This window comes from Nonomuraea sp. NPDC049269 (genome assembly GCF_043197155.1).
In the GTDB taxonomy this organism is placed as follows: domain Bacteria; phylum Actinomycetota; class Actinomycetes; order Streptosporangiales; family Streptosporangiaceae; genus Nonomuraea.
Map to the genome: position 1 here is coordinate 1,436,446 of NZ_JBICSO010000002.1, position 19,585 is coordinate 1,456,030.

22 protein-coding genes are annotated in these 19,585 nt (G+C 69.9%); 13 read left to right on the top strand and 9 right to left on the bottom strand.

Annotation, left to right across the window (positions count from 1 at the left end; all coding sequences use genetic code 11):
- Window positions 1–104 precede the first annotated feature (104 nt).
- Window positions 105–1,484 (top strand): MFS transporter, encoded by a 1,380-nt coding sequence (locus tag ACGFNP_RS16935; RefSeq protein WP_393319348.1) that lies wholly within the window; start codon window positions 105–107, stop codon window positions 1,482–1,484.
- 11 nt (window positions 1,485–1,495) lie between these two features.
- Window positions 1,496–1,906: an organic hydroperoxide resistance protein gene (locus ACGFNP_RS16940; RefSeq protein WP_358330442.1), complete on the top strand. Its 411-nt coding sequence runs from the start codon at window positions 1,496–1,498 to the stop codon at window positions 1,904–1,906.
- Window positions 1,907–2,006: 100 nt separating this feature from the next.
- Here ACGFNP_RS16940 and ACGFNP_RS16945 read toward each other — a convergent pair whose 3' ends face one another.
- Together ACGFNP_RS16945 and ACGFNP_RS16950 are read right to left on the bottom strand one after the other, a co-directional pair.
- Entirely contained in the window at window positions 2,007–3,287 is a 1,281-nt protein-coding gene (locus ACGFNP_RS16945; protein WP_393319351.1) for a S1 family peptidase, read from the bottom strand.
- Window positions 3,288–3,392: 105 nt separating this feature from the next.
- Window positions 3,393–4,358 (bottom strand): DUF2332 domain-containing protein, encoded by a 966-nt coding sequence (locus ACGFNP_RS16950; RefSeq protein ID WP_393319354.1) that lies wholly within the window; start codon window positions 4,356–4,358, stop codon window positions 3,393–3,395.
- A gap of 120 nt (window positions 4,359–4,478) precedes the next feature.
- Here ACGFNP_RS16950 and ACGFNP_RS16955 point away from each other — a divergent pair, with 120 nt between their 5' ends.
- The 6 genes from ACGFNP_RS16955 to ACGFNP_RS16980 all read left to right on the top strand — a co-directional run bounded on the left by ACGFNP_RS16955 (window position 4,479) and on the right by ACGFNP_RS16980 (window position 8,106).
- On the top strand, window positions 4,479–5,000 hold the full coding sequence (locus ACGFNP_RS16955) for a SigE family RNA polymerase sigma factor (RefSeq protein ID WP_358330433.1): 522 nt from the start codon (window positions 4,479–4,481) through the stop codon (window positions 4,998–5,000).
- Window positions 5,001–5,023: 23 nt separating this feature from the next.
- Window positions 5,024–5,800: a hypothetical protein gene (locus tag ACGFNP_RS16960; RefSeq protein ID WP_358330431.1), complete on the top strand. Its 777-nt coding sequence runs from the start codon at window positions 5,024–5,026 to the stop codon at window positions 5,798–5,800.
- Window positions 5,801–5,913: 113 nt separating this feature from the next.
- Window positions 5,914–6,546: a TetR/AcrR family transcriptional regulator gene (locus tag ACGFNP_RS16965; RefSeq protein WP_393319358.1), complete on the top strand. Its 633-nt coding sequence runs from the start codon at window positions 5,914–5,916 to the stop codon at window positions 6,544–6,546.
- 3 nt (window positions 6,547–6,549) lie between these two features.
- On the top strand, window positions 6,550–6,990 hold the full coding sequence (locus tag ACGFNP_RS16970) for a thioesterase family protein (RefSeq protein WP_358330425.1): 441 nt from the start codon (window positions 6,550–6,552) through the stop codon (window positions 6,988–6,990).
- Window positions 6,987–7,364, top strand: a complete 378-nt coding sequence (locus tag ACGFNP_RS16975) for a hypothetical protein (protein WP_358330422.1) — start codon at window positions 6,987–6,989, stop codon at window positions 7,362–7,364. Before ACGFNP_RS16970 ends, ACGFNP_RS16975 begins: the two co-directional genes overlap by 4 nt.
- 61 nt (window positions 7,365–7,425) lie before the next feature.
- Window positions 7,426–8,106, top strand: coding sequence for an SDR family oxidoreductase (locus ACGFNP_RS16980; RefSeq protein WP_358330419.1), 681 nt, complete (start codon window positions 7,426–7,428; stop codon window positions 8,104–8,106).
- Here ACGFNP_RS16980 and ACGFNP_RS16985 read toward each other — a convergent pair whose 3' ends face one another.
- The gene (locus ACGFNP_RS16985) at window positions 8,107–8,880 is read right to left on the bottom strand and encodes a TetR/AcrR family transcriptional regulator (RefSeq protein ID WP_393319363.1); all 774 of its coding nucleotides are present in this window, start codon (window positions 8,878–8,880) and stop codon (window positions 8,107–8,109) included.
- Between the two features lie 108 nt (window positions 8,881–8,988).
- On the opposite strand from ACGFNP_RS16985, the gene ACGFNP_RS16990 reads away from it, so the two are divergent.
- The gene (locus ACGFNP_RS16990; RefSeq protein WP_393319366.1) at window positions 8,989–9,414 is read left to right on the top strand and encodes a nuclear transport factor 2 family protein; all 426 of its coding nucleotides are present in this window, start codon (window positions 8,989–8,991) and stop codon (window positions 9,412–9,414) included.
- Here ACGFNP_RS16990 and ACGFNP_RS16995 read toward each other — a convergent pair.
- A complete protein-coding gene (locus tag ACGFNP_RS16995; RefSeq protein ID WP_393319369.1) occupies window positions 9,411–9,980 on the bottom strand; it encodes a dihydrofolate reductase family protein in 570 nt (189 codons plus the stop codon). The two genes, ACGFNP_RS16990 and ACGFNP_RS16995, sit on opposite strands and share 4 nt — an antisense overlap.
- Before the next feature lie 87 nt (window positions 9,981–10,067).
- Between ACGFNP_RS16995 and ACGFNP_RS17000 the strand changes: the two genes are divergently transcribed.
- Window positions 10,068–10,505, top strand: coding sequence for a GNAT family N-acetyltransferase (locus tag ACGFNP_RS17000; RefSeq protein ID WP_358330407.1), 438 nt, complete (start codon window positions 10,068–10,070; stop codon window positions 10,503–10,505).
- Here the strand turns inward: ACGFNP_RS17000 and ACGFNP_RS17005 are convergent.
- Genes ACGFNP_RS17005 through ACGFNP_RS17020 form a run of 4 tightly spaced genes read right to left on the bottom strand, consistent with a single transcriptional unit; the run spans window position 10,495 to window position 14,290 of the window.
- A complete protein-coding gene (locus tag ACGFNP_RS17005) occupies window positions 10,495–11,319 on the bottom strand; it encodes a class II fructose-bisphosphate aldolase (RefSeq protein WP_358330405.1) in 825 nt (274 codons plus the stop codon). The genes ACGFNP_RS17000 and ACGFNP_RS17005 overlap by 11 nt on opposite strands.
- 21 nt (window positions 11,320–11,340) lie before the next feature.
- Window positions 11,341–12,288 carry a 1-phosphofructokinase family hexose kinase gene (locus ACGFNP_RS17010; protein WP_393319373.1) on the bottom strand — a complete coding sequence of 316 codons (948 nt, stop codon included), beginning with the start codon at window positions 12,286–12,288 and terminating at the stop codon, window positions 11,341–11,343.
- A complete protein-coding gene (nagA, locus tag ACGFNP_RS17015; protein ID WP_358330399.1) occupies window positions 12,288–13,421 on the bottom strand; it encodes an N-acetylglucosamine-6-phosphate deacetylase in 1,134 nt (377 codons plus the stop codon). Before nagA ends, ACGFNP_RS17010 begins: the two co-directional genes overlap by 1 nt.
- The gene (locus tag ACGFNP_RS17020; protein ID WP_358330396.1) at window positions 13,418–14,290 is read right to left on the bottom strand and encodes an SIS domain-containing protein; all 873 of its coding nucleotides are present in this window, start codon (window positions 14,288–14,290) and stop codon (window positions 13,418–13,420) included. Before ACGFNP_RS17020 ends, nagA begins: the two co-directional genes overlap by 4 nt.
- 128 nt (window positions 14,291–14,418) lie before the next feature.
- Between ACGFNP_RS17020 and ACGFNP_RS17025 the strand changes: the two genes are divergently transcribed.
- The 3 genes from ACGFNP_RS17025 (at window position 14,419) to ACGFNP_RS17035 (ending at window position 17,536) form a co-directional block, all read left to right on the top strand.
- Complete coding sequence (locus ACGFNP_RS17025; RefSeq protein WP_358330393.1) at window positions 14,419–15,189, top strand: DeoR/GlpR family DNA-binding transcription regulator; 771 nt, start codon at window positions 14,419–14,421, stop codon at window positions 15,187–15,189.
- A 122-nt stretch (window positions 15,190–15,311) separates the two neighbouring features.
- Window positions 15,312–17,042 carry a glycerol-3-phosphate dehydrogenase/oxidase gene (locus tag ACGFNP_RS17030; protein ID WP_358330390.1) on the top strand — a complete coding sequence of 577 codons (1,731 nt, stop codon included), beginning with the start codon at window positions 15,312–15,314 and terminating at the stop codon, window positions 17,040–17,042.
- Window positions 17,042–17,536: a DinB family protein gene (locus ACGFNP_RS17035; RefSeq protein ID WP_358330387.1), complete on the top strand. Its 495-nt coding sequence runs from the start codon at window positions 17,042–17,044 to the stop codon at window positions 17,534–17,536. The genes ACGFNP_RS17030 and ACGFNP_RS17035 overlap by 1 nt, the downstream gene beginning before the upstream one ends.
- A 50-nt stretch (window positions 17,537–17,586) precedes the next feature.
- Here ACGFNP_RS17035 and ACGFNP_RS17040 read toward each other — a convergent pair whose 3' ends face one another.
- Complete coding sequence (locus tag ACGFNP_RS17040; protein ID WP_393319378.1) at window positions 17,587–19,557, bottom strand: beta-propeller domain-containing protein; 1,971 nt, start codon at window positions 19,555–19,557, stop codon at window positions 17,587–17,589.
- Window positions 19,558–19,585 lie beyond the last annotated feature (28 nt).

Genomic DNA, 19,585 nt, shown 5'->3' on the forward strand with positions numbered 1-19,585 from the left:
AGGAGTTCAAGGATCTTCGTTGACAGCGTAGCGCGCTACCCCCAAGATTGGACCGATCGGTCCGGACCGATCGGTCCGTTATGAATGAGGGGGTGTGTTCTTGTATGACCGAGACTGCGGCCGGCACCCGGAGCGGGAATGCCGGTCTGCTGCTCGCGGTGATGTCCGCCGTACAGTTCCTGGACGCGATGGACATCGCCAGCATCGGGCCCGCGCTGCCGCTCCTACAGCGTGACCTGGGTATGTCGCCCGAGGCGTTGCAGTGGGTGGTGAGCGGCTACGCGCTGGGCTTCGGTGGATTCCTGCTGTTAGGCGGGCGGCTGGCCGATCTGTTCGATCGCAGGAGGTTGTTGCTCGGCTGGCTGGTGGTGTTCGTCGTCGCCAGCCTCGTCGGCGGTCTGACCAGCGAGGGCCTGATTCTCGTGATCGCCCGCCTGCTCAAGGGCGTCAGCGCCGGCTTCACCGCCCCGGTGGCCATGGCGTTGTTGCTGGACACCTTCCGCGAGGAACGGGCCCGCAACCGCGCGCTGGGGACCTTCCTCGCCATCTCCTCCTCCGGTTTCTCGCTGGGCCTGGTGTTCGGCGGGGCGCTGGCGCAACTCGACTGGCGCCTGGTCTTCCTGCTGCCCGCGGCGGTCGGCGTCGTCGTCGCGCTCGTGGCCGCCGCCGTGGTGCCGCGGGACCGTACGAGAAGAACCCGGACCGGGCGCCTGGACGTCCTCGGCGCGATGCTGGTCGCGGGCGCCGCGATCACTCTCGTGTACGGAGTCAGCCAGGCCTCCATCGTCGGCTGGAGCCATCCGCTCACCCTGGCAGCGCTCGGCGGGTCCGCCCTCCTGCTTGCCCTGCTCCTCGTCGTGGAACGCGGGCATCCGGCGCCGCTCATACCGTTATCGATCTTCGCCAGGGCAGGACTGGTGCGGGCGAACGTCGGCATGCTCATGTTCGGCGCCTACGTGGCCTTCCAGTTCGTTCTGACGCTCTATTACGAGGGCACGCTGGGCTGGTCACCGCTACAGACGGCGCTGTCCTTCCTGCTCGGCGGCCTGCTCACCGGCACCACCGCCAGATACTGGGCGGCGGCGGTGACCAGGTTCGGCGCCTGGCCGGTCGCCACCGCCGGGCTGTTCCTGCTCGCCGCCGGCTACGCGGTCTGGGCCGTGCTGATCGGCCGAGCCGAACCGCTGGCGGTCCTGCTCATCCAGCAGGTGCTGGGCGGGCTCGGGTTCCCCGCCGCCTACTCGGCGCTCAACATCGCCGCCGTGGCGGGCGCGGGACAGCAGGAGCAGGGCCTGGCGTCGGGCCTGTTCAACGCCAGCGCCCAACTCGGTACCAGCCTGATCACCGCCGTCACCGCCACCATGCTGGTCGCCAATGGCGGCGCGATGGTGGGCGGCTACCGGGCCGGACTCTGGACAGTCGTCGCCGTGTCCCTGGCCATCACACTGCTGTCGGCCCTGGGCACGAGAACTCCACAACCATGAAGGGAAATCGCATGCGCATCTACACTGCCACCGCCACCTCGGAAGGCCGCGACGGCCGGGCGGTCTCCTCAGACGGCCGGCTGGACGTCCAGCTCGCCCTGCAGAAAGAGCTGGGCGGCGACGGCGCCGGCACCAACCCCGAGCAACTCTTCGCCGCCGGGTACGCCGCCTGTTTCGCCACGTCCATGAAACTCGTGGCGGGCAGTCAGGACCTCGACGTGTCCGATGCCTCGGTCACCGCGGAGGTCGGCCTGTCACCCAACGGCAAGGGCGGCTACGAGCTGGACGCCGTCCTGCGCGTGAAACTGCCCGACACCCTCACCGCGGAGCAGGCACGAACCCTCCTGGACGCCACCCACCAGGTGTGCCCCTACTCCAACGCCACCCGCGGCAACATGCCCGTCGAACTGCTCCTCGACTGACGAGTACGACGCCCACCCCAACACGCATGGTTGGGGTGGGCGGTTTCGGTACTTCAGCTTGCCTCGCGATCCACGAACCCAGCCGCGGCCGCGCAGACGGTCACCAGACCTGTAGCTTGGCGCCGAACTCCAGGTCCACGTCCCAGACGCGGGAGAAGATGATCACAGAGCCGCCGTCGGCGCCGCCGCAGTACACCTTCTTGCTGCGGGCCGAGGTGATGCCCTGGGCCGCGACCTCGTCGAACCAGTTGGTGTACGAATAGACCGGGCCGCCGCTGTCACCCGCCGCGGTGGCGCAGCCGCCTACGACGCTTTTGGCGCGGACCATGTGCTTGACGTACTGGCCGTTGGTGTACGTGCCGCTCCAGCCGGTTTCGGTCACCTTGATGAGGCAGTTCTCACCCAGGGTGGCCCCGGAGTTGCAGACGAAGTTGCCGACGTACGCCTTCCACAGCGCCACCACCTTGTTGCTGGTGGAGGCGGTGTTGCTGCCGTCGAAGACGTTGGCCGTCGCGTCGCCGAGCACGATCGCGGCGTCACGTTTGGCGACGCGCCAGGACAACTCGCCCATGTAGTTCGCCGGGTTGCCGACGCCGCCGCCGTCGTAGAACTGGTCCCAGACGTTGCCGCAGTGAGCGGCGGTGAGGAACCCGGGCGTGCCGTACTTGTCACGAACAGCGAAGCCCGAGCTACAGCCCGCCCCCGACTGCTGGTTCCAGGTCCGGCCACCCGCGTAGTAGCTGGGCACGTCGTCCTGCCTGCTCCAGGTGGGACTGAATTCCTCTCCCCTTTCCAGTGTGATGGGCGCGGTCGTGCCGCTGGGCCGCTGCAGCTGCTGCGGGTCGGTGTCCTCCCCGGAGACCGAGAGCCGGATGCCGCTGCCGTCCGGCTGCGGCACCGCGCCGCTCGCCTGGCCGGCCTCGGCCCACCGCTCGGCCTCCTGCAGGAGCTGCGCGTTGGTGTAGGCGGCCGGCAGTACGGCTACCGGAGCCGTCTGCCGTCCCTGGTCGATCGTGGTCTGTACGGCAGGCGGCACCGTGCCCCGCCAGTACAGGCGTACCTCGTGGTTCTCCGGAGCGACGACGATTCCCCCGAATCCTTCGGCGCTCTCGGCCGACTCGGTGATGCGGTCGGCCACCCCGTTCAGCCGAGTCTGCTCCGAAAACAGCGCCTTCCAGTCGGCGAACCCGCTGGGCACCGCCCCGCGTGGGCCGCTCTCGTCCCTGGTCGGCGTCTTGCCGCCCGGGTCGTCGATGGCCCGCACCGTACGGCCCGGGTCGTCGATGGCGGTCTGCGCTGTGGCTGCCCCCGCGCCCAGAAAGGGCAGCAGCGCACAGGCGGTCCCCAGGACTGTCAGGCGTAAGCGGACGTTCTTCTGCATTGGTTAACCCCCGTGTTTGGCAATTGCGGGAGTTATCACAGCATGTGAAGAGCGTCGCTTTCTGCGGCCAATTACGAGTACGGTCTGTGGCCTCGGACCTTGCGCCTACCTGGTCAGCCAACGGAGCCAGCCTCCGTGCATTGCGCTGAACGCGACCGGCTGTTGATCGAGCGCGAGGACGTTGGTGGAGGTGTGCGCCGGTGGCTGCTGGGGGAGGCGGGCGGCGATGCTCGGCAGGACGCCCGGCCCTTCTTGGGAGATCCAATGGGCGTCGAGCTGTTCGACCTGCCGTACGAAAGTGGTGCGGTCGGCGTCTGGCAGGTAGTAGAGCACCGCGGTGTGGAAGACGACGAGTGTGGCGTACGAGGGTGCCTGAGCGGCCACCTCGCCGAGGCGCGCGTTGAGGTCTCCGGGCACGATGCGGGGCGGATCGGCTTGTGCCAGGGCGATCGCGGTGTTCAGGCGCTCCAGCCGGTCATGTTGTTCGGGCCAGACCAGGGTCCGCAGCCACCGGATGTCGGCCGGATCGGTGACGTCGAGAGGATTGAGGTCGATGCCGGCCCGCCAGGCGACGGTCACCGTCCCCGGCTCGTCGAATCGCGGCTGCGGGTCGCCCTCGACGTGGCAGCGCAGCCTCAACGGGCTGTCCACCGCCCCGGCCAGGCTTCCGTCGTAGTCGTAGCCGTAGCGATCGGGTAGCAGGCACAGGCCGGCTGAGGCGCCGACCTCCAGCAGGGCCAGCGGCTGGGGAAGCGCGGCCAGCAGGGGATACAGCGCGGCGCACCGAGCCGGTTCGTTGGTCTGGGTGCGGTGGGTGAGCATCGTCGCGACGACCGCGTCGCGGTTGTCGAGGACGGACTGCCGGAACTGCTGGTAGTCGGCCGGTGTTCCGCTGACGTGCCGGGCGGCGGCGAGGAGCAGGTTGGGCTGCCGCCTGTCCGGGGGAAGGTCGGACAACAACTCGATCAGGTCGCGGTCAGCTGCCACTCCGAGGGCGAGCTGCTCGTACAACGGCGATCTGCCATGGGCCTCCATGGACGCGAAGCGCCGGTACTGCTCTGCGATCGGCATGATCGGACTCTAACGCCGGCCTGCGAGAGAGCGTGGCGGGACATTCCAGGTCTTTCTCGTCAACCTGGGGTGGGGCTCAGGGAGTGTCAGGGGTGGCTTTCACCGACGAGAGGAGACCGGGTGGACGCGGATTTCGTGGACTTCGTCCGGCACCGGGGAGACCACCATCTGAGAACGGCGGTCCTGCTCACCGGGGATTGGCACACGGCTGAGGATCTGGTGCAGTCCTGCCTCGGCAAGTTGTACCGCGTGTGGCATCGGCTGGACACCCGTAGTGAGCCCGACGCGTACCTGCGCCGCATCCTGGTCAACACCTATCGATCATGGTGGCGGGCCCGGTGGCGTCGTGAGATCCCCCGCGCCGAACTGCCCGATCTGCCAGGTCCCGCGGACCTGGGGGAGGCCCGGGCGGTGGCGGAGGACGTTCGGAAGGCGCTGGCGAAGCTGCCGGTCAGACAGCGGACCGCTTTGGTGCTGCGGTTCTTCGCGGACCTGCCCGAATCGGAGGTCGCCGATCTGATGGGCTGCTCGGCGGGGACGGTCAAAACCCATACGCATCGCGGTCTGCAGGCGATGCGGCGACTGATCTCGCCCGGCACGGTGGTCAACCGAAACGAGGCGGAGGGGAGTGGGATCCGGTGAGACACCAACACGAGGAGCCGTCCATGAACGAGAAAGAACTCCGCTCCCTGCTCGTCAAAGCCACCGAGGACCGGCCCGCGGGCATCGACCTCATGCCGACGCCGCCGAAGCGCGGGCTGGCCCGGGTTCTGGTCCCGATCGCCTCGCTGGCCGCCGCGGTTGTGCTGGGCGCGTTCGTGCTGATACTGCCTTCGAGCCAGTCTTCGGCGCAGGCCCAGGTGGCCGCCGCCGTCGAGAACACCGGCCAGGAGAGCTACCGTCTGCACTGCGTCAGCGGCGCCAAGACCTTCGATGGCGCCTTCGACCCCGTCCAGCGGGTGGGCGTGATCACGAGGGTTGGGGACGGGGCCGAGACCCGGTTCGTCGGCGATCTGATGTACAGCCGGGAGCCGGGCGAGGCGAAATGGATGGTCTCTCCGCGCGTCGACGAGGAGTTGAAGAAGGCGCCGGCGGCCGTCGGCCTGGTCAAGCTCGCTCCGCTGGACCCCCAGGCGGCTCTGCAGCGGCTTCGTTCGGCCACTGACATCCGTGAGAGCGGCTCCGCCGCCGGTCAGGGCTGGACGGGCCGGCGGTTCGCGTTCTCGCTGGGCGACGCCGAGGACCTCACCGGATCCGTGGACGTGGATGACCAGGGACGGGTCCGGCGGCTGGAGTTCGTCTTCGGCGACACCGGTCACCGGAACGTCATGGACTTCAACGACTTCGGCGCCTCGGTGACGGTCACGGCCCCGCCCGCCGACCAGGTGGAGCCGCTGCCGGCCGACAAGCAGATGGGCAAGCCGATCCACAAGCCGACCTGACCGATCAATCCAGCACCCCTCAACCGTGTGCCTGGGCCGGAGCGGATGTGGCTCCGGTCCAGGCACACCGCGTGTGACATTAACGACCGGTCGGTCTTATTTCTGCTAGAGTCATGGCTGTGGAAGATGGAAGGAAGGCTCGCGGGCAGCGCAGCCGGGAGGCGATCCTGACGCACGCCGTGTCCCTGGCCTCGATTGACGGGCTCGGCGGGCTGAGTCTCGGGCGGCTGGCTGAGGCAGCAGGTGTCAGTAAGTCCGGATTTTTCGCTCACTGGCGTGACAAGGAGCAACTCCAGCTCGACACCATCGACTGGGCCCGCCGCCAGTGGGTCGAACACGTGGTCACCCCGGCCTTTCAGCACCCTGCGGGCGTGCGGCGGCTGTACGCCCTGCACCAGAGCCGGCTGCGGTTCTACGCCGACGGGGTGCTGCCCGGTGGGTGCTTCTTCTTCGTCGCCCAGGTCGAGTTCGACGACCGGCCGGGGCCGGTCCAGGCCCAGGTGGCCAAGGCCATGGCCGACTGGCTCGCCGTGCTCCGTACCCAGGCGGAAAAGGCGATCGAGCTGGGCGAGCTGACCGGTGTCGACCCCGCGCAGCTCGCGTACGAGATCGAGGCGCTCGGTGAGGCGGCCGTCACCCATGCCCGGCTGCTGGACCACGACACCGCCTTCACCTACGCCCGCCGCGCGGTCCTGCAACGGCTGCGCGCGCACGCCACCGACCCCTCGCTGCTCCCGGAGGACTGACCGTTGACCCTTGCGCAAGGCTGCCGCTTGCCCGTCCAGGTGCACTTCGACGACCTCGACGCCATGGGCCTGCTGCACAACTCCCGCTACGCCCTGCTGGTCGAACGCGCCATCTCCGTCTACTGGACCGAGCTGGGCTGGAACTTCGACCCGGCGTTGTCGGCGTTCCAGGACGTGTTCATGGCCGTACGGGAATTCAAGATCACCTATCACACGCCGATCGTGGGTGCGTGCGAGCCCGTCGTGCACTTCTGGATGGAGCGGCTGGGCCGTACGAGCGGGGTGTACGGCTTCCGCGTGCTGTCGCCCGATGAGTCCGTGGTGCACGCCGAAGGGCACCGCGTGAACGTCAACCTCGATCCGGCGACCTTCCGCCCGACCCCGTTCAGTCCCGAGATCCGCCAGGCGGCGGGGCTCCTGCTCAGAGAGCCGGTGGCCAGTTGAGATCCCGTTGGATCGCCGGTCCGGAGCCGCGTGGCGACGATCCGGTGCTGGTCAGCCGTACCGACTTCCGGGTGAACCATCGGACCGACCTGCCGCGCGCGGCCTTCGCCGGCTGGCGGCTGGCCCGGCTGTGGCCGGAGTTGGACGGGGCGATCGGGCTGTGGTTGTGGACCGACGTGAAGGACCGCCGATGCGGGTCAGTGTCGGTCTGGCGGGATGAGGCCGCCTTGCGGGGGTTCGTACGGCTGGCCGCACACGTGCGCATCATGCGCGCCTACCGAGGCCGCGGCGTACTGACCTCGACCTCGATCCGAACCTCCGCCGAAGACCTGTGGACAGCGAGCTTCTCCCCGGTCGGGACTCCAGATTCCTGACTCGGTCACCGACTTCTTCACCCGCCCACGGTGATCACGGGGCGTGGATAAGCTCCGAGGCGTGAATCGAGTTTGCCTGGTCACCGGGGCCAATCGGGGCATTGGGCTGGAGGTCGCCCGCCGGCTCGCGCGGGCGGGCGACACCGTCGTCCTGACCGCCAGGGATCTGGGAAACGCCGAGAAGGCGGCGCGCGGGCTGCGGGGGACCGTGGTGCCGCGGCAACTGGATGTCGGTGATCCGGAGTCGGTGCGCCGGTTGGTCGAGGGGCTGGCTTACGACAGGCTGGATGTGCTGGTCAACAATGCCGCCATCCACTACGACACCTGGCAGCGGGCCGAGAACGCCGATCTCGACGTCGTGCGTGAGGCGCTGGAGACGAATTTGCTGGGGGCCTGGCGGGTGACGTTGGCGTTACTGCCGTTGTTGCGGGCCGGTGGCCATGGCCGGGTGGTGAACGTCTCCAGCGAGGCCGGGTCGCTGGCCGTCATGGGCGGTGGCACTCCGGCGTACACCGTGTCGAAGACCGCGCTCAACGCGCTGACCAAGATGCTGGCCGCGGAGCTGCGCGGTGATCGGATCCTGGTGAACGCCGTCTGTCCCGGGTGGGTGGCGACCGACATGGGCGGGCCCGGCGGGCGGCCGGTCGGCGAGGGGGCCCGTAGCGTGCTGTGGGCGGTGGATCTGCCTGATGGCGGGCCGACCGGGGGGTTCTTCCGTGACGGCAAGCCTCTGGCCTGGTGATCAGCCGGTGGCTCGGCGGCGGTGGGCCTTCTGCCTGCAGGCGCCTCCGCAGAAGCGGGCTGGGCGGCCGGTGCGGGAGGTGGGGATGGCGGCGCCGCACTCCTCACAGCGGGCGGTGGGACCGGGCTGCTCCTCGCCGCGAGCCGTGGAATCGGGCAGCTCCTCGCGGGTTTCGTTACGGTGGCCGGGTTTCGTGACAGGTTTCGTTACGGTGGGCAGCGGTGAATGTCCGGCGCGGAGGCCGTCCAGGACGAGGGTGGTGGCCCTGCCGGGGGTGGCGCTGTTGGCCTCCATCGCGACACATCCCGCCATAAGTGCCATGACATCTGTTATCTGGACATCCGGCCGTACGGCGCCGGCATGGTGGGCCTGGTCGAGCAGGGCGGCGAGGGCGATTCCGTAGCGTCGCCGTGCCTGCGGCGCCACCTCGGCCTTGGGGGTGGAGACGAAGGACTCGCAGAGCGCCTTGTTGAATCCGGCCTGTTCGACGGTCGAGGTGAAAGCGGTGAAGAACGCCGCTCCGGTCGCCGCTTCGGTGGTGGCCAGCAGGGCGGTGAGTTCGTCGGCCAGACGTTCGATCCGGTCGTGGACCACCGCCTCGAACAGGGCCTCCTTGCTGGGGAAGTGCCGGTAGACGGTGCCCGCGCCGACGCCCGCGCGCCGGGCGATCACGTCGAGCGGCACGGACAGGCCCTCCGCCGCGAACGCCTCCTGGGCGGCCTCCAGCACGCGGGCGCGGTTGTGCCGGGCGTCCGCGCGTGCGGCGATCGTCATGCGGCCTCCCATGTGCCTGGTTCGGTGCCCGGATTGACAACCGGAACGCTCGTTCCGTAGCGTCTAAGCGGGTTGGACGTTCCGATTCTACCGAACCTGGGAGTTCGCATGACCGTACCTACACAACCGACCGCCCGCGAGGTCGTCGAACAGTTCCTGCGGGCCTCCGTGGACGGCGGGCTGGCCGACCTGTACGCCCCCGACGTCGTGATCGAGATACCGTTCGCCCCGGCCGGCATCCCCCGGCGCTCGCAGGGGCGGGAGGAGCTGCGGGCCAGGTTCGAGGCCGCCGCCGGTGTGCTGCGCTGGGAGCGGACGGACAACGCGCTGGTCCACGAGACCGCTGACCCCGAGGTGGTCATCGTGGAGTACGACCTCCACGGCTCGCTCGTCGCCTCGGGGCGGCCCATCGTCATGTCCTACATCATGGTCGTCCAGGTGCGGGACGGCCTGATCGTCCACTCCCGGGACTACGGAAACCCCCAGGCCATGGACGATTACCGCGAGGAGTTGCTGAGCGCGATCAACTCCTAGCGCTCGTACGTCATGAGGACCGTGCCGTTGCCGAACGTGCGCGTCGCGGTCAGGTTGAACAGGGTCGGGCGGAACTCGCCGTCGAAGGCGGCGATGCCCGACCCCGCCACCACCGGATAGGCCTTGATGATCAGCTCGTCGATCTCCGGCAGCAGTGTGCCCGCCAGCTTGCCGCCGCCGCACAGCCAGATGTCGAGGCCGCCCTCCTCTTTCTTCAGGTGGCGGACCAGCGCGAGGGGATCGCTGGAGACGAGCTCCACGGCCGGGTCGGGGATCTCCGGGATCGTGGTGGAGACGACGTACTGCCGCAGGTGCGCATACGGGCTGGTCATGCCGACGTCGAGGCCCGGCTGGTAGGTGCCCCGGCCCATGAGCACAGTGTCGAAGCGCCTGTTGGGGGCGTCGAAGCCGAGCTGCTTCCGGATGTGGGTGGGGACGGTTTCGGGGACCTCCTCGTTCCAGTACGCGGCCAGCTCGTCGGACACGGGATAGAAGTCGAAGTCGCCGTTCGGGCCGGCGATGTAGCCGTCGATGGAAATCCCCACGTAGTAGGTGAGCTTTCGCATATGCACTCCAGATGTAGTACTTAGCTCGAAGTGATTTCACCGTAGTACTACAACTAGAGTGGTGTCAAGGCTGCGACCATGGAACGCATGAGGCTTGCGAAAGAGACGGACAGGGGCGCGGTCGAGGAGCTGGTACAGGCGGCCTACCAGCCATGGGTGGCGGTCATCGGCACGCGGCCCCTCCCCATGGAGGCCGACTACGCCGCGCTCATCGCCGAGGGCCGGGTGCACGTGACCGGCGATGACTTCGACGGGCTCATCGTGCTGATCCCCGAGGACGGCGTGCTCTACATCGACAACGTGGCGGTACGCCCCGGCCTGCACGGCAAGGGCATCGGCCGGAGCCTGATGGCCTATGCCGAGCAGGAGGCGCGGCGGCTCGGCCTGCCCGCCCTGCGCCTCTACACCAACGTCAAAATGGCCAGGAACATCGCCCTGTACGAGTCGCTCGGCTACGTCGTCACCGGGCACAAGGAGCTCGACGGCCGGTCGGCCGTGGCCATGCGCAAACAGCTCAGCCCGTGAGGACGCCCAGCAGGTGGGTCACCTCGCGGGCCACCGCGTCGCGGCCCGCCCGCAGGTACTTGCGCGAGTCGACCACCTTCGCGTCCCCGGCGAGGTAGTCGCGTACCGCGCCGGTGAACGCCTTGTTCAGGTGCGTAGCGATGTTGATCTTCTTCATGCCGTGCCGTACGGCCTCGCGCAGGATGTCGTCGGGCACCCCCGACGAGCCGTGCAGCACCAGCGGGACCGGTACGACGGCGCGCAGCTCGGTGATGAGGTCCAGGTCGAGCACGGCGTCCTTGGTGGTCATGGCGTGCGAGGTGCCCACGGCGACGGCCAGCGCGTCGACGCCGGTGCGCGCCACATACTCCACCGCCTCGTGCGGCTTGGTCCGCGCGCCGGGCGCGTGCACGCCGTCCTTGCCGCCCACCTCGCCCAGCTCGGCCTCCACCCACACACCGCGTTCGTGGCACCAGGCGGCCACGTCGGCGGTGGCGGCCACGTTCTCCTCGTCGGGCAGCGCCGACGCGTCGAACATCACCGAGCCGACCCCCAGCTCCACCGCCTCCTCGACCAGAGCGCGGCCGGTGGCGTGGTCGAGATGCACCGCCACCGGCACCGCGGCGCCCCTGGCGACCGCCAGGCAGGCGAGCGCGATGGGTTCCAGGGCGCCGTGGTAGCGGACGCAGTTCTCGCTGATCTGCAGGACCACCGGCAGGCCCAGGGCCTCGGCGCCCGCGACGATGGCGGTGGCGTGCTCCAGCTGGATCACATTGAACGCGCCCACCCCCGCGGGTGATTCGCGGACGATGTCGCCGATTCGGGCGAGGGGCATGACGACTCCTTGGACGATTCCTCAGACGATGACGATGCGTGGGTGGATGTCGGCGTAGACGTCGCGGTCGAAGTCGCCCGCCACGGGCGCCGCGACCGCCGCGGCGCCCAGCGCCGCCGCCCTGGTGAGCCGCTCGGGCCACGGGGACCGCTCCACGAGCCCCAGCGCCAGCCCCGCGACCAGCGAGTCACCGGCGCCGGTCGGGTTGCCTTCCACCTTGTACGGCATGCGCGCCCGGAAGATCCCCTCGGGCGTGACGGCCAGCAGCCCTTCGGCGCCCATCGACACGACCACCGACTCGGCCCCGCGACCGCGCAACGCCTGCGCGCCCTCCTCGGGACCGCCTTCCGGCACGGCCCGCGCGAGCTCCTGGGCGTTCGGCTTGACGATCGAGGGGCGGCCACCGGGGGCGTGCCGCAGCGGTTCGCCGTCGGCGTCCACGATGGCGGGCACGCCGTGCTCGGCGGCGATGGCGGCCAGCGTCGCGTACGCGTCGAGCGGCACGCCCCTGGGCAGGCTGCCGGAGATGACGACGGCCTCCGCCGTGGCCATCAGGTCGGTGAAACGGCCGGTCATGCGCCCGAACTCGGCCGCCGTGACCTCAGGCCCCGGCTCGTTGAACAGCGCTGTTCGCGGGGAAGCTGTTCGCGGGGAGTTCGCGACGCCCGGCTCGGTCCGGCCGGGGTCCGCGACGACCAGCGTGGTGCGCGAGTCGGCCGCGATCCCCACGAAGGCGTGCGGCAGTCCGGCCCGCTGGAGGTCGGCCTCGATGGCCTGGCCGGTCGGGCCGCCCGCGAGGCCGGTGACCAGCACGTCCTGGCCGAGCGCGGCCAGGACGCGGGCCACGTTGACGCCCTTGCCGCCGGCCCGCCGGTGTACGGTGGCGACCCGGTTGACCCCGTCCCAGTCGACGCAGGGCACCTGGTAGGTGACGTCGAGGGCGGCGTTGAGCGTCACGGTGAGGATCATCAGGGCTCCACGATCCAGGCCCCGCGCTTCATCACGCCCGCGACCTCCAACTCGTCGGACAGGACCACCAGATCGGCCGCCTTGCCCACGGCGATCGAGCCGGTGGTGTCGGCGACGCCCAGCACGCGGGCGGGCGTCAGGGAGGTGAGCTGGACCGCCTCGGGCAGCGTCAGGCCCACCTCCTGGACAGTGCGGCGGAAGGCCACGTCCATGGTGAGCGTGCTGCCCGCGATCGAGCCGCCCTCGGCCAGCCGGGCGACCCCGTCGGTGACGATCACGTCCATGGAGCCCAGCACGTACGTGCCGTCGCCCATGCCGGCGGCGGCCATCGCGTCCGTGATCAGCGCGGTCCTCGCGGGCCCGGCCACCTCGTAGGCCAGCCGCAGCATGGCCGGGTGCACGTGCACGCCGTCGTTGATGAGCTCGATCGTGATCCGCTCGTCCTCCAGCAGCGCGGCGACGGGGCCCGGGGTGCGGTGGCCGAGCGGCGGCAGAGCGTTGTAGAGGTGCGTGGCCACGGTCGCGCCGGCCTCGATGCCCGCCAGCGTCTGCTCGTAGGTGGCGTCGCTGTGGCCGAGCGCGGCGATCACGCCCTCGGCGGCGGCCGCGCGGATCGTGTCGAGGGCGCCGGGCAGCTCCGGGGCGATGGTCAGCATCCGTACGTGCCCGCGGCCGGCCGCGAGCAGCCCGGCGAACTCCTGCGGCGACGGATCGCGCAGCAGCCCGGGATTGTGGGCACCGCAACGGGCCCGGGAGATGTACGGGCCTTCGAAGTGGATGCCGGCCAGCAGACCGTCGTCGCAGAGCTCGGCCAGCGACGACGTGGCGCGGGCCAGGTCGTCCAGCGCACCGGTCACAAGGCTGGCCACCATCGTCGTGGTGCCGTGGCGTTCGTGCAGCGCCACCGCCTCACGCGCGCTGTCATGCTCGCCGGTCGGGAACGAGCCGCCGGCTCCGCCATGGTTGTGTATGTCGACGAAGCCGGGCACCACGTGCCGACCGCCCAGGCTGTGGCCCGCGCGGGGCGCGGCTCCGTGCCCGACATGCGTGATGCGGCCGTCTTCGATGGTCAACCACCCGTCGTGAACTCCCTCGGCGGTCACGATGCGGGCGTCGGCAAGAGTAAGGCTCATGAAGAAAGAATCACAGATCGAGTGAGGTGCAAGGGCTCGTCCGGGTCGAGGCCACGGGCGAACGCCCTGGCGACCGCCACCCGCTGCGCCCTGATCAGCTCGGCCATCGGGTCGAGACCGGTCTGGAAGAACGTGCCGCCGGTCTCCACGACCTGCTCGCGCAGGCCCTCGGGGGCGGTGCCGAGCATCCAGGTGACGCGACCGGGGCCGGCGATGCTGATCGGGCCGTGACGGTATTCCATCGCCGGGTACGCCTCGGTCCACGAGCGTGACGCCTCGCGCATCTTCAGCGCGGCCTCCTGGGCCAGGCCCACCGACCAGCCGGTGCCTAGGAAGCTGAACTGCTCGGCGGCGACGAGCTCGTCGGGGAGCGAGGCCGACACGGCCTGCTCGGCGTCGTCGATCGCCTGGGTGAGGTCCTCGCCGAGGCTGGCGCGGAGCATGGCGAGCTGGGTGGTGGCGAACCGGGTCTGCACGACCGACTGCTCGTCCGCGTAGTCGAGCACGATGACGTCGTCGGCGGCCGTCATGACCGGCGTGGTGGGGTCGGCGGTGATGGCCGTGGTCCTGGCGCCGGTTCTGCGCAGGAGCTCTAGCACCTCCGTCGTGGTGCCGGAGCGCGTCAGGGCCAGCACGCGGTCGTACGCGCGTCCGGCCGGGGCCTCGGAGGCGGCGAACGCGTCGGTCTCGCCCTGCCCCGCCTGCTCCCGCAGCGTGGCGTAGGCCATCGCGATGAACCACGACGTCCCGCAGCCGACCACGGCGACCCGCTCTCCGGGGCGGGGCAGCGCGTCGGCGGGCACGTTGTCGACGGCGCGACGCCAGCACTCGGGCTGGGAGCCGATCTCGGCCTCGGTGTGGGTGGTCACCACTTGCCTCCCCGGGATTGATTGTTTCTGCTTTTTTTATATCAGAACAGAGCATAAATGTGCACTGGTAGCCTGACCTGCCAGGTTGTGCAACGCTTGCTCCCGACGGATCTCAAAGGGGAGGCATCGTGTCCCGCTACGATCGTTGGAACGCGATTCTCGAGCTGCTCGCGCAGGAAGGACGGCTCTCCGTCGAGGAGGCCGCCCAGTCGCTCGACGTCTCCACCGCCACGATCCGCCGTGATTTCGACCAGCTCGCGCAGCAACAGATGCTCATGCGCACGCGGGGCGGCGCGGTCGCCCAGAGCGTCAGCTACGACCTCCCGCTGCGCTACAAGACGGCGCGGCACGCCGACGAGAAGCACCGCATCGCCTCCGCCGCGGCCGAACTCGTCTCGCCGGGCGCCGTGATCGGGCTCAACGGCGGCACCACGACCTCCGAGCTGGCCCGCACGCTGGCGACCAGCCCGGCGCTGGAGCCGGGCTTCACCATCGTCACGAACGCCCTGAACATCGCCTCCGAGCTCACCGTCCGGCAGCACGTCAAGATCGTGGTCACGGGCGGGGTGGCCCGGCCGCAGTCCTACGAGCTCATCGGGCCGCTGGCCTCGGGCGTGCTCGAACAGGTGACCCTGGACGTGGCCTTCCTCGGCGTGGACGCGCTCGACGTGGAGCTGGGCGCCTCGGCTCACCACGAGGGGGAGGCGAGCGTCAACTACCTGCTCATCAGCCGCGCCTCGCAGGTCGTGGTGGTGGCGGACTCCTCGAAGATCGGCAAGCGGGCGTTCTCCCGCATCTGTCCCACCAACCAGATCGACACCCTCGTCACCGACGCCCAGCTCTCCGACAGCCTTGCCAATGAGCTGACGGACGCGGGCGTCAAGGTCATCCGCGCCTGATCGGGTCCCGCCTCGGTCGCCGTCCTCGCCACTGGTGCCGGGTGGCGGGTAACCCATGCGTGCCGTACAAGAAGAGAGAGCGGTTTGTCGCACGACGGGCTGCGGCGGGTAAGAGGAGGGTCATGGCGGGAAGGGGAATCGCCCGGCTTGGGCCTGGAGAGCGGACCGCGGCGCTGGACCGGATGGCGGAGCGGGAGCTGGACCTGGTCGTGGTCGGCGGCGGCGTGGTCGGCGCGGGGGTCGCGCTCGACGCCGTCACCCGAGGGCTCGACGTGGGCCTGGTGGAGGCGCGCGACTTCGCCTCCGGTACGTCATCGCGTTCCTCCAAGCTGATCCACGGCGGCCTGCGTTACCTGGAGCAGCTCAACTTCGAGCTGGTCAGAGAGGCGCTCCAGGAGCGGGCGCTGCTGTTGCAGCGGCTCGCGCCGCATCTGGTGCGGCCCGTGCCGTTCCTGTTTCCGATGACCCACTTCGGGTGGGAGCGGCCGTACGTGGGGGCGGGGGTGGCCCTGTACGACGCGCTGGGGTTCGCCTCGGGGTTGACGCGCGGGGTGCCGGGGCATCGGCACCTGTCCAGGAGCAGGGCGTTGCGGCTGGCGCCGGCGTTGAAGCGGACCGCGTTCACCGGCGCGGTGCAGTACTGGGACGCGCAGGTCGATGACGCGCGCTACGTGATGATGATGCTGCGGACGGCCGCCACCTACGGCGCGCACGTGGCGCCGCGGGCGCAGGTCGTGGGGTTCCTGCGCGAGGGGGAGCGGGTCACCGGCGTACGGGTGCGCGACCTGGAGACCGGCGCCGAGCTGGAGGTACGCGCCCGGCAGGTGGTCAACGCCACGGGCGTGTGGACCGACGACATCCAGGAGCTGGTCGGCGGCCGGGGCCAGATCCACGTGCGCGCGTCGAAGGGGATCCACCTGCTGGTGCCGCGCGACCGGATCCACTCGCTCACCGGGATCATCCTTCGCACCGAAAAATCGGTACTTTTCGTGATTCCGTGGGGACGGCACTGGATCATCGGCACCACCGACACCGAGTGGAGGCTGGACAAGGCGCATCCCGTGGCGTCGAGGGTCGACATCGACTACCTGCTCGACCACGTCAACGCCGTGCTGTCCGTGCCGCTGACGCGTGACGACGTCGAGGGGGTCTACGCGGGGCTGCGCCCGCTGCTGTCGGGGGAGTCGGAGGAGACATCGAAGCTGTCGCGCGAGCACGTGGTGGCGCATCCGGTCCCCGGCCTGGTGATGATCGCCGGCGGAAAATATACGACTTATCGGGTTATGGCGAAGGATGCCGTCGATGCCGTCGCCCACGGGCTCGACCAGCGCGTGCCGCGGTCGTGCACGGACCGCATCCCGCTCGTGGGCGCCGAGGGCTACCAGGCCCGCTGGAACGCCCGCCACCGGCTCGCCGACACCTCCGGCCTGCACGTGGCCCGCATCGAGCACCTGCTCCAGCGCTACGGCTCGCTCGTCGACGAGGTCCTGGAGCTGATCGACCGCGACAGGTCGCTGGCCCGGCCGCTCGGCGGGGCCGACGACTACCTGCGCGCGGAGATCGTCTACGCGGCCACCCACGAGGGCGCCCGGCATCTCAACGACGTGCTGAGCAGGCGTACGCACATCTCGATCGAGACCTTCCACCGCGGCCTGGGCAGCGCCCGCGAGGCCGCCGAACTGCTCGCCGAGCCGCTCGGCTGGGACGGCGAGCAGGTCAAGCGCGAGGTCGAGTACTTCACCAAGCGGGTCGAGGCCGAACGCCTGTCCCAGGAGCAGGACACCGACCAGGAGGCCGACGCGATCCGGCTCGGCGCCCCCGAGATCGTGCCCGTCGCGACGCCGGAGCAATGATGGACGAGCCGTCCAAGGACCTCGCAGATCCGCGGGAACTGCTCGCGGGCTACCTCGACTACTACCGCGACGTCATCCTGCGCAAGCTCGACGGGCTGCCGGAGCCCGAGGTCAGCCGGGTGCCCTCCGGGTGGACGCCGGTGGCGCTGCTCAAGCACCTCGCCTACATGGAGCGACGCTGGTTCTGCTGGGACTTCGCGGGTCAGGAGATCGACGACCCCTACGGCGACGACGGCCCCGATGGACGCTGGTCGGCCACCGAGCCGTATGACGAGGTCAGGGCGTTCTTCCTGGAGCAGTGCGAGCGGTCCAGGCGCGTCGTGGCCGAGGCGGGTGAGCTGGCCGACCTGGCCGCGACGATCGGGCGCTTCCAGCCGCCCAGAAGGCCGCCGACGCTCGCCTGGATCATGTTCCACGTGCTGCAGGAGTACGCCAGGCACGCCGGGCACCTCGACATCGCCCGCGAACTGGCCGACGGCGCGACCGGTGAGTGAGCCGGGGCGCCGGCCGGGGTGGCCGGCGCCCCCTCCGCGGGAGGACTGGCTCAGTGGAGCGGGATGTAGGCCTGCTCGGCCAGCGTGTTCATGTCGTTGACCTGGACGCCGTCCGTGGAGACGGTCCAGATCGAGTCGCCGATGACCATGGCGCGCTGGATGCTCGGCTGGTACGTGGCGTCCTTCTGCTTCTGGACCGGATGCTTGATCATGCCGAGCTTCGTCACCGCGGTGTCGTCGATCTTCAGGACCATGGCGCCGATCTCCTCGTTCTTCTCCGAGTAGGTGTTCAGCGGGATCACCGACAGGCCGGTCTTGGGCCAGTACAGGAACGCGTGCGGGTCCCACTCGGCCTCGGAGCCCGAGTCCTTCTGGAACAGCTGCGACAGCCGACGCGGGCTCGCCGGGTTACTGACGTCGAAGAGCGAGATCTGCGTTCCGAGCGTCCGGCCCTTGTCGCTCGCCTCCTGCCCGATGCCGATCAGCCGGCCGTCGTTGCCGGGGTGCAGGTACGCGGAGTAGCCGGTGATCTTCAGCTCGCCGGTCACCTTGGGGGCGGCCGGGTCGCGCAGGTCGAGCGTGTAGAGCGGGTCCACCTGCTTGAACGTGACGCAGTAACCGACCGGGCCGATGAACCTGACCGAGTAGATGCGCTCACCCTCGCCCAGGCCGCCTACTTCGCCCACCTTGTCCAGGGTGTCGGCCTTGAGCACCGTCACGCTGCTGACACTGCTGTCGCTGGTCTTCTCGGTCTCGGAGGTGAGCGTGGTGGCGACGCGCAGGTTGCCCTCGTACTCCGACAGCGAGTACTGGTTCAGCAGCCGTCCCGGCACCTTGCCCGAGGCGACGTAGGAGGGCGGGCCCGGCTTGCCGATGTCGAACCGGTGTACCTCGGTCTCCTCGGGCGGGGCGGTCGGGGTGGGCTCGGGGCTCTCGGGGCTGAGGGTGACCTTGGCCGACGGGCTGGGCTCGGCCGGGTCGGGCTCGGTGGCGGGGGCCTGGGGCGTGTCCTCCACTGCCGCCATCGGGACCGGCCACCACCAGCGCGGGTTGCTGGTCACGTAGAGGCTCTGGCCGGTGCCGTAGACCGTGTCGCCGTCGGCCGCGAGGCTGATCGGGTCGGTGCCCGCCTCCGTGAGCCCCTGGGCCAGGTCGATGGTGTGCACGGTCAGCAGCGAGGTGCCGGTGTAGTCGGCCGGATGGCTGACCCGCGCACAGTCGACCGCCTTCTTGGTGACGGTCCCGGCCGCGTCGGTGATCTCGATCTTGGGCAGCCAGGCGTCGAGCGGCGCCCGGCGTACCGCCGCCTCGTTCGCCTGCTTCATCTCGGCCTCGGAGGCGTTCTCCTTCGGCTGCGGGAACGTGATCTCGGGCTGGCTGCGGGTGACGAGCCGCACGGTCGAGCCGACCATCCTGGCGTCCACGTACGTGCCCTGCGGCTTGATCGTGCCGAGCAGCTTGGGCTCCGCCCCGGCCAGGTCCACGAGCAGGTATCTGGTCTGGCCGACGGGGGCGAACGTCTTGTACATGATGTCGCCCCCTCTGAAGAGCACCAGCGCGCGGTCGCCCGAGACGAGCAGGTCGGCGGGGGCGTAGGCAGGCTCGTCGGCCTTGGTGAGCTTGAGGGACCCGGTGACCTTCCTGGTGGCCGTGTCGATGATCCGCAGCGTGCCGCCCGTGACCGTGATGACCCGGTTGCCGTCGGTCTTGACCAGGTCGGGCTCGTCCACACCCGCCTCGTGGGTGTTGGTCGTGGAGTGCTCCGGGGCGGCGTCGGCGGTCGCCGACTTCTCCCGGGTCATGAACATGGGCACCGCCCCGCCGAAGCCCCACTGGCTGACGTTGCTCGCCGCGTGCTCGCGGAGTCCGGCGAGCATGTCGTCGCAACCGTTGTAGGAGACCAGGCGTATGGCCGGCAGGCGCTGCTTCGTGGGCGCCGTGCCCCCCGGAGCGGAGGTGCAGGCGGAGATGGCCGTAGCGAGGGCCGCGCCGGCCACGACGGTACGGATCAGCGTCTTCATGACCTCATTGACGGATCCGCGGGCCGGG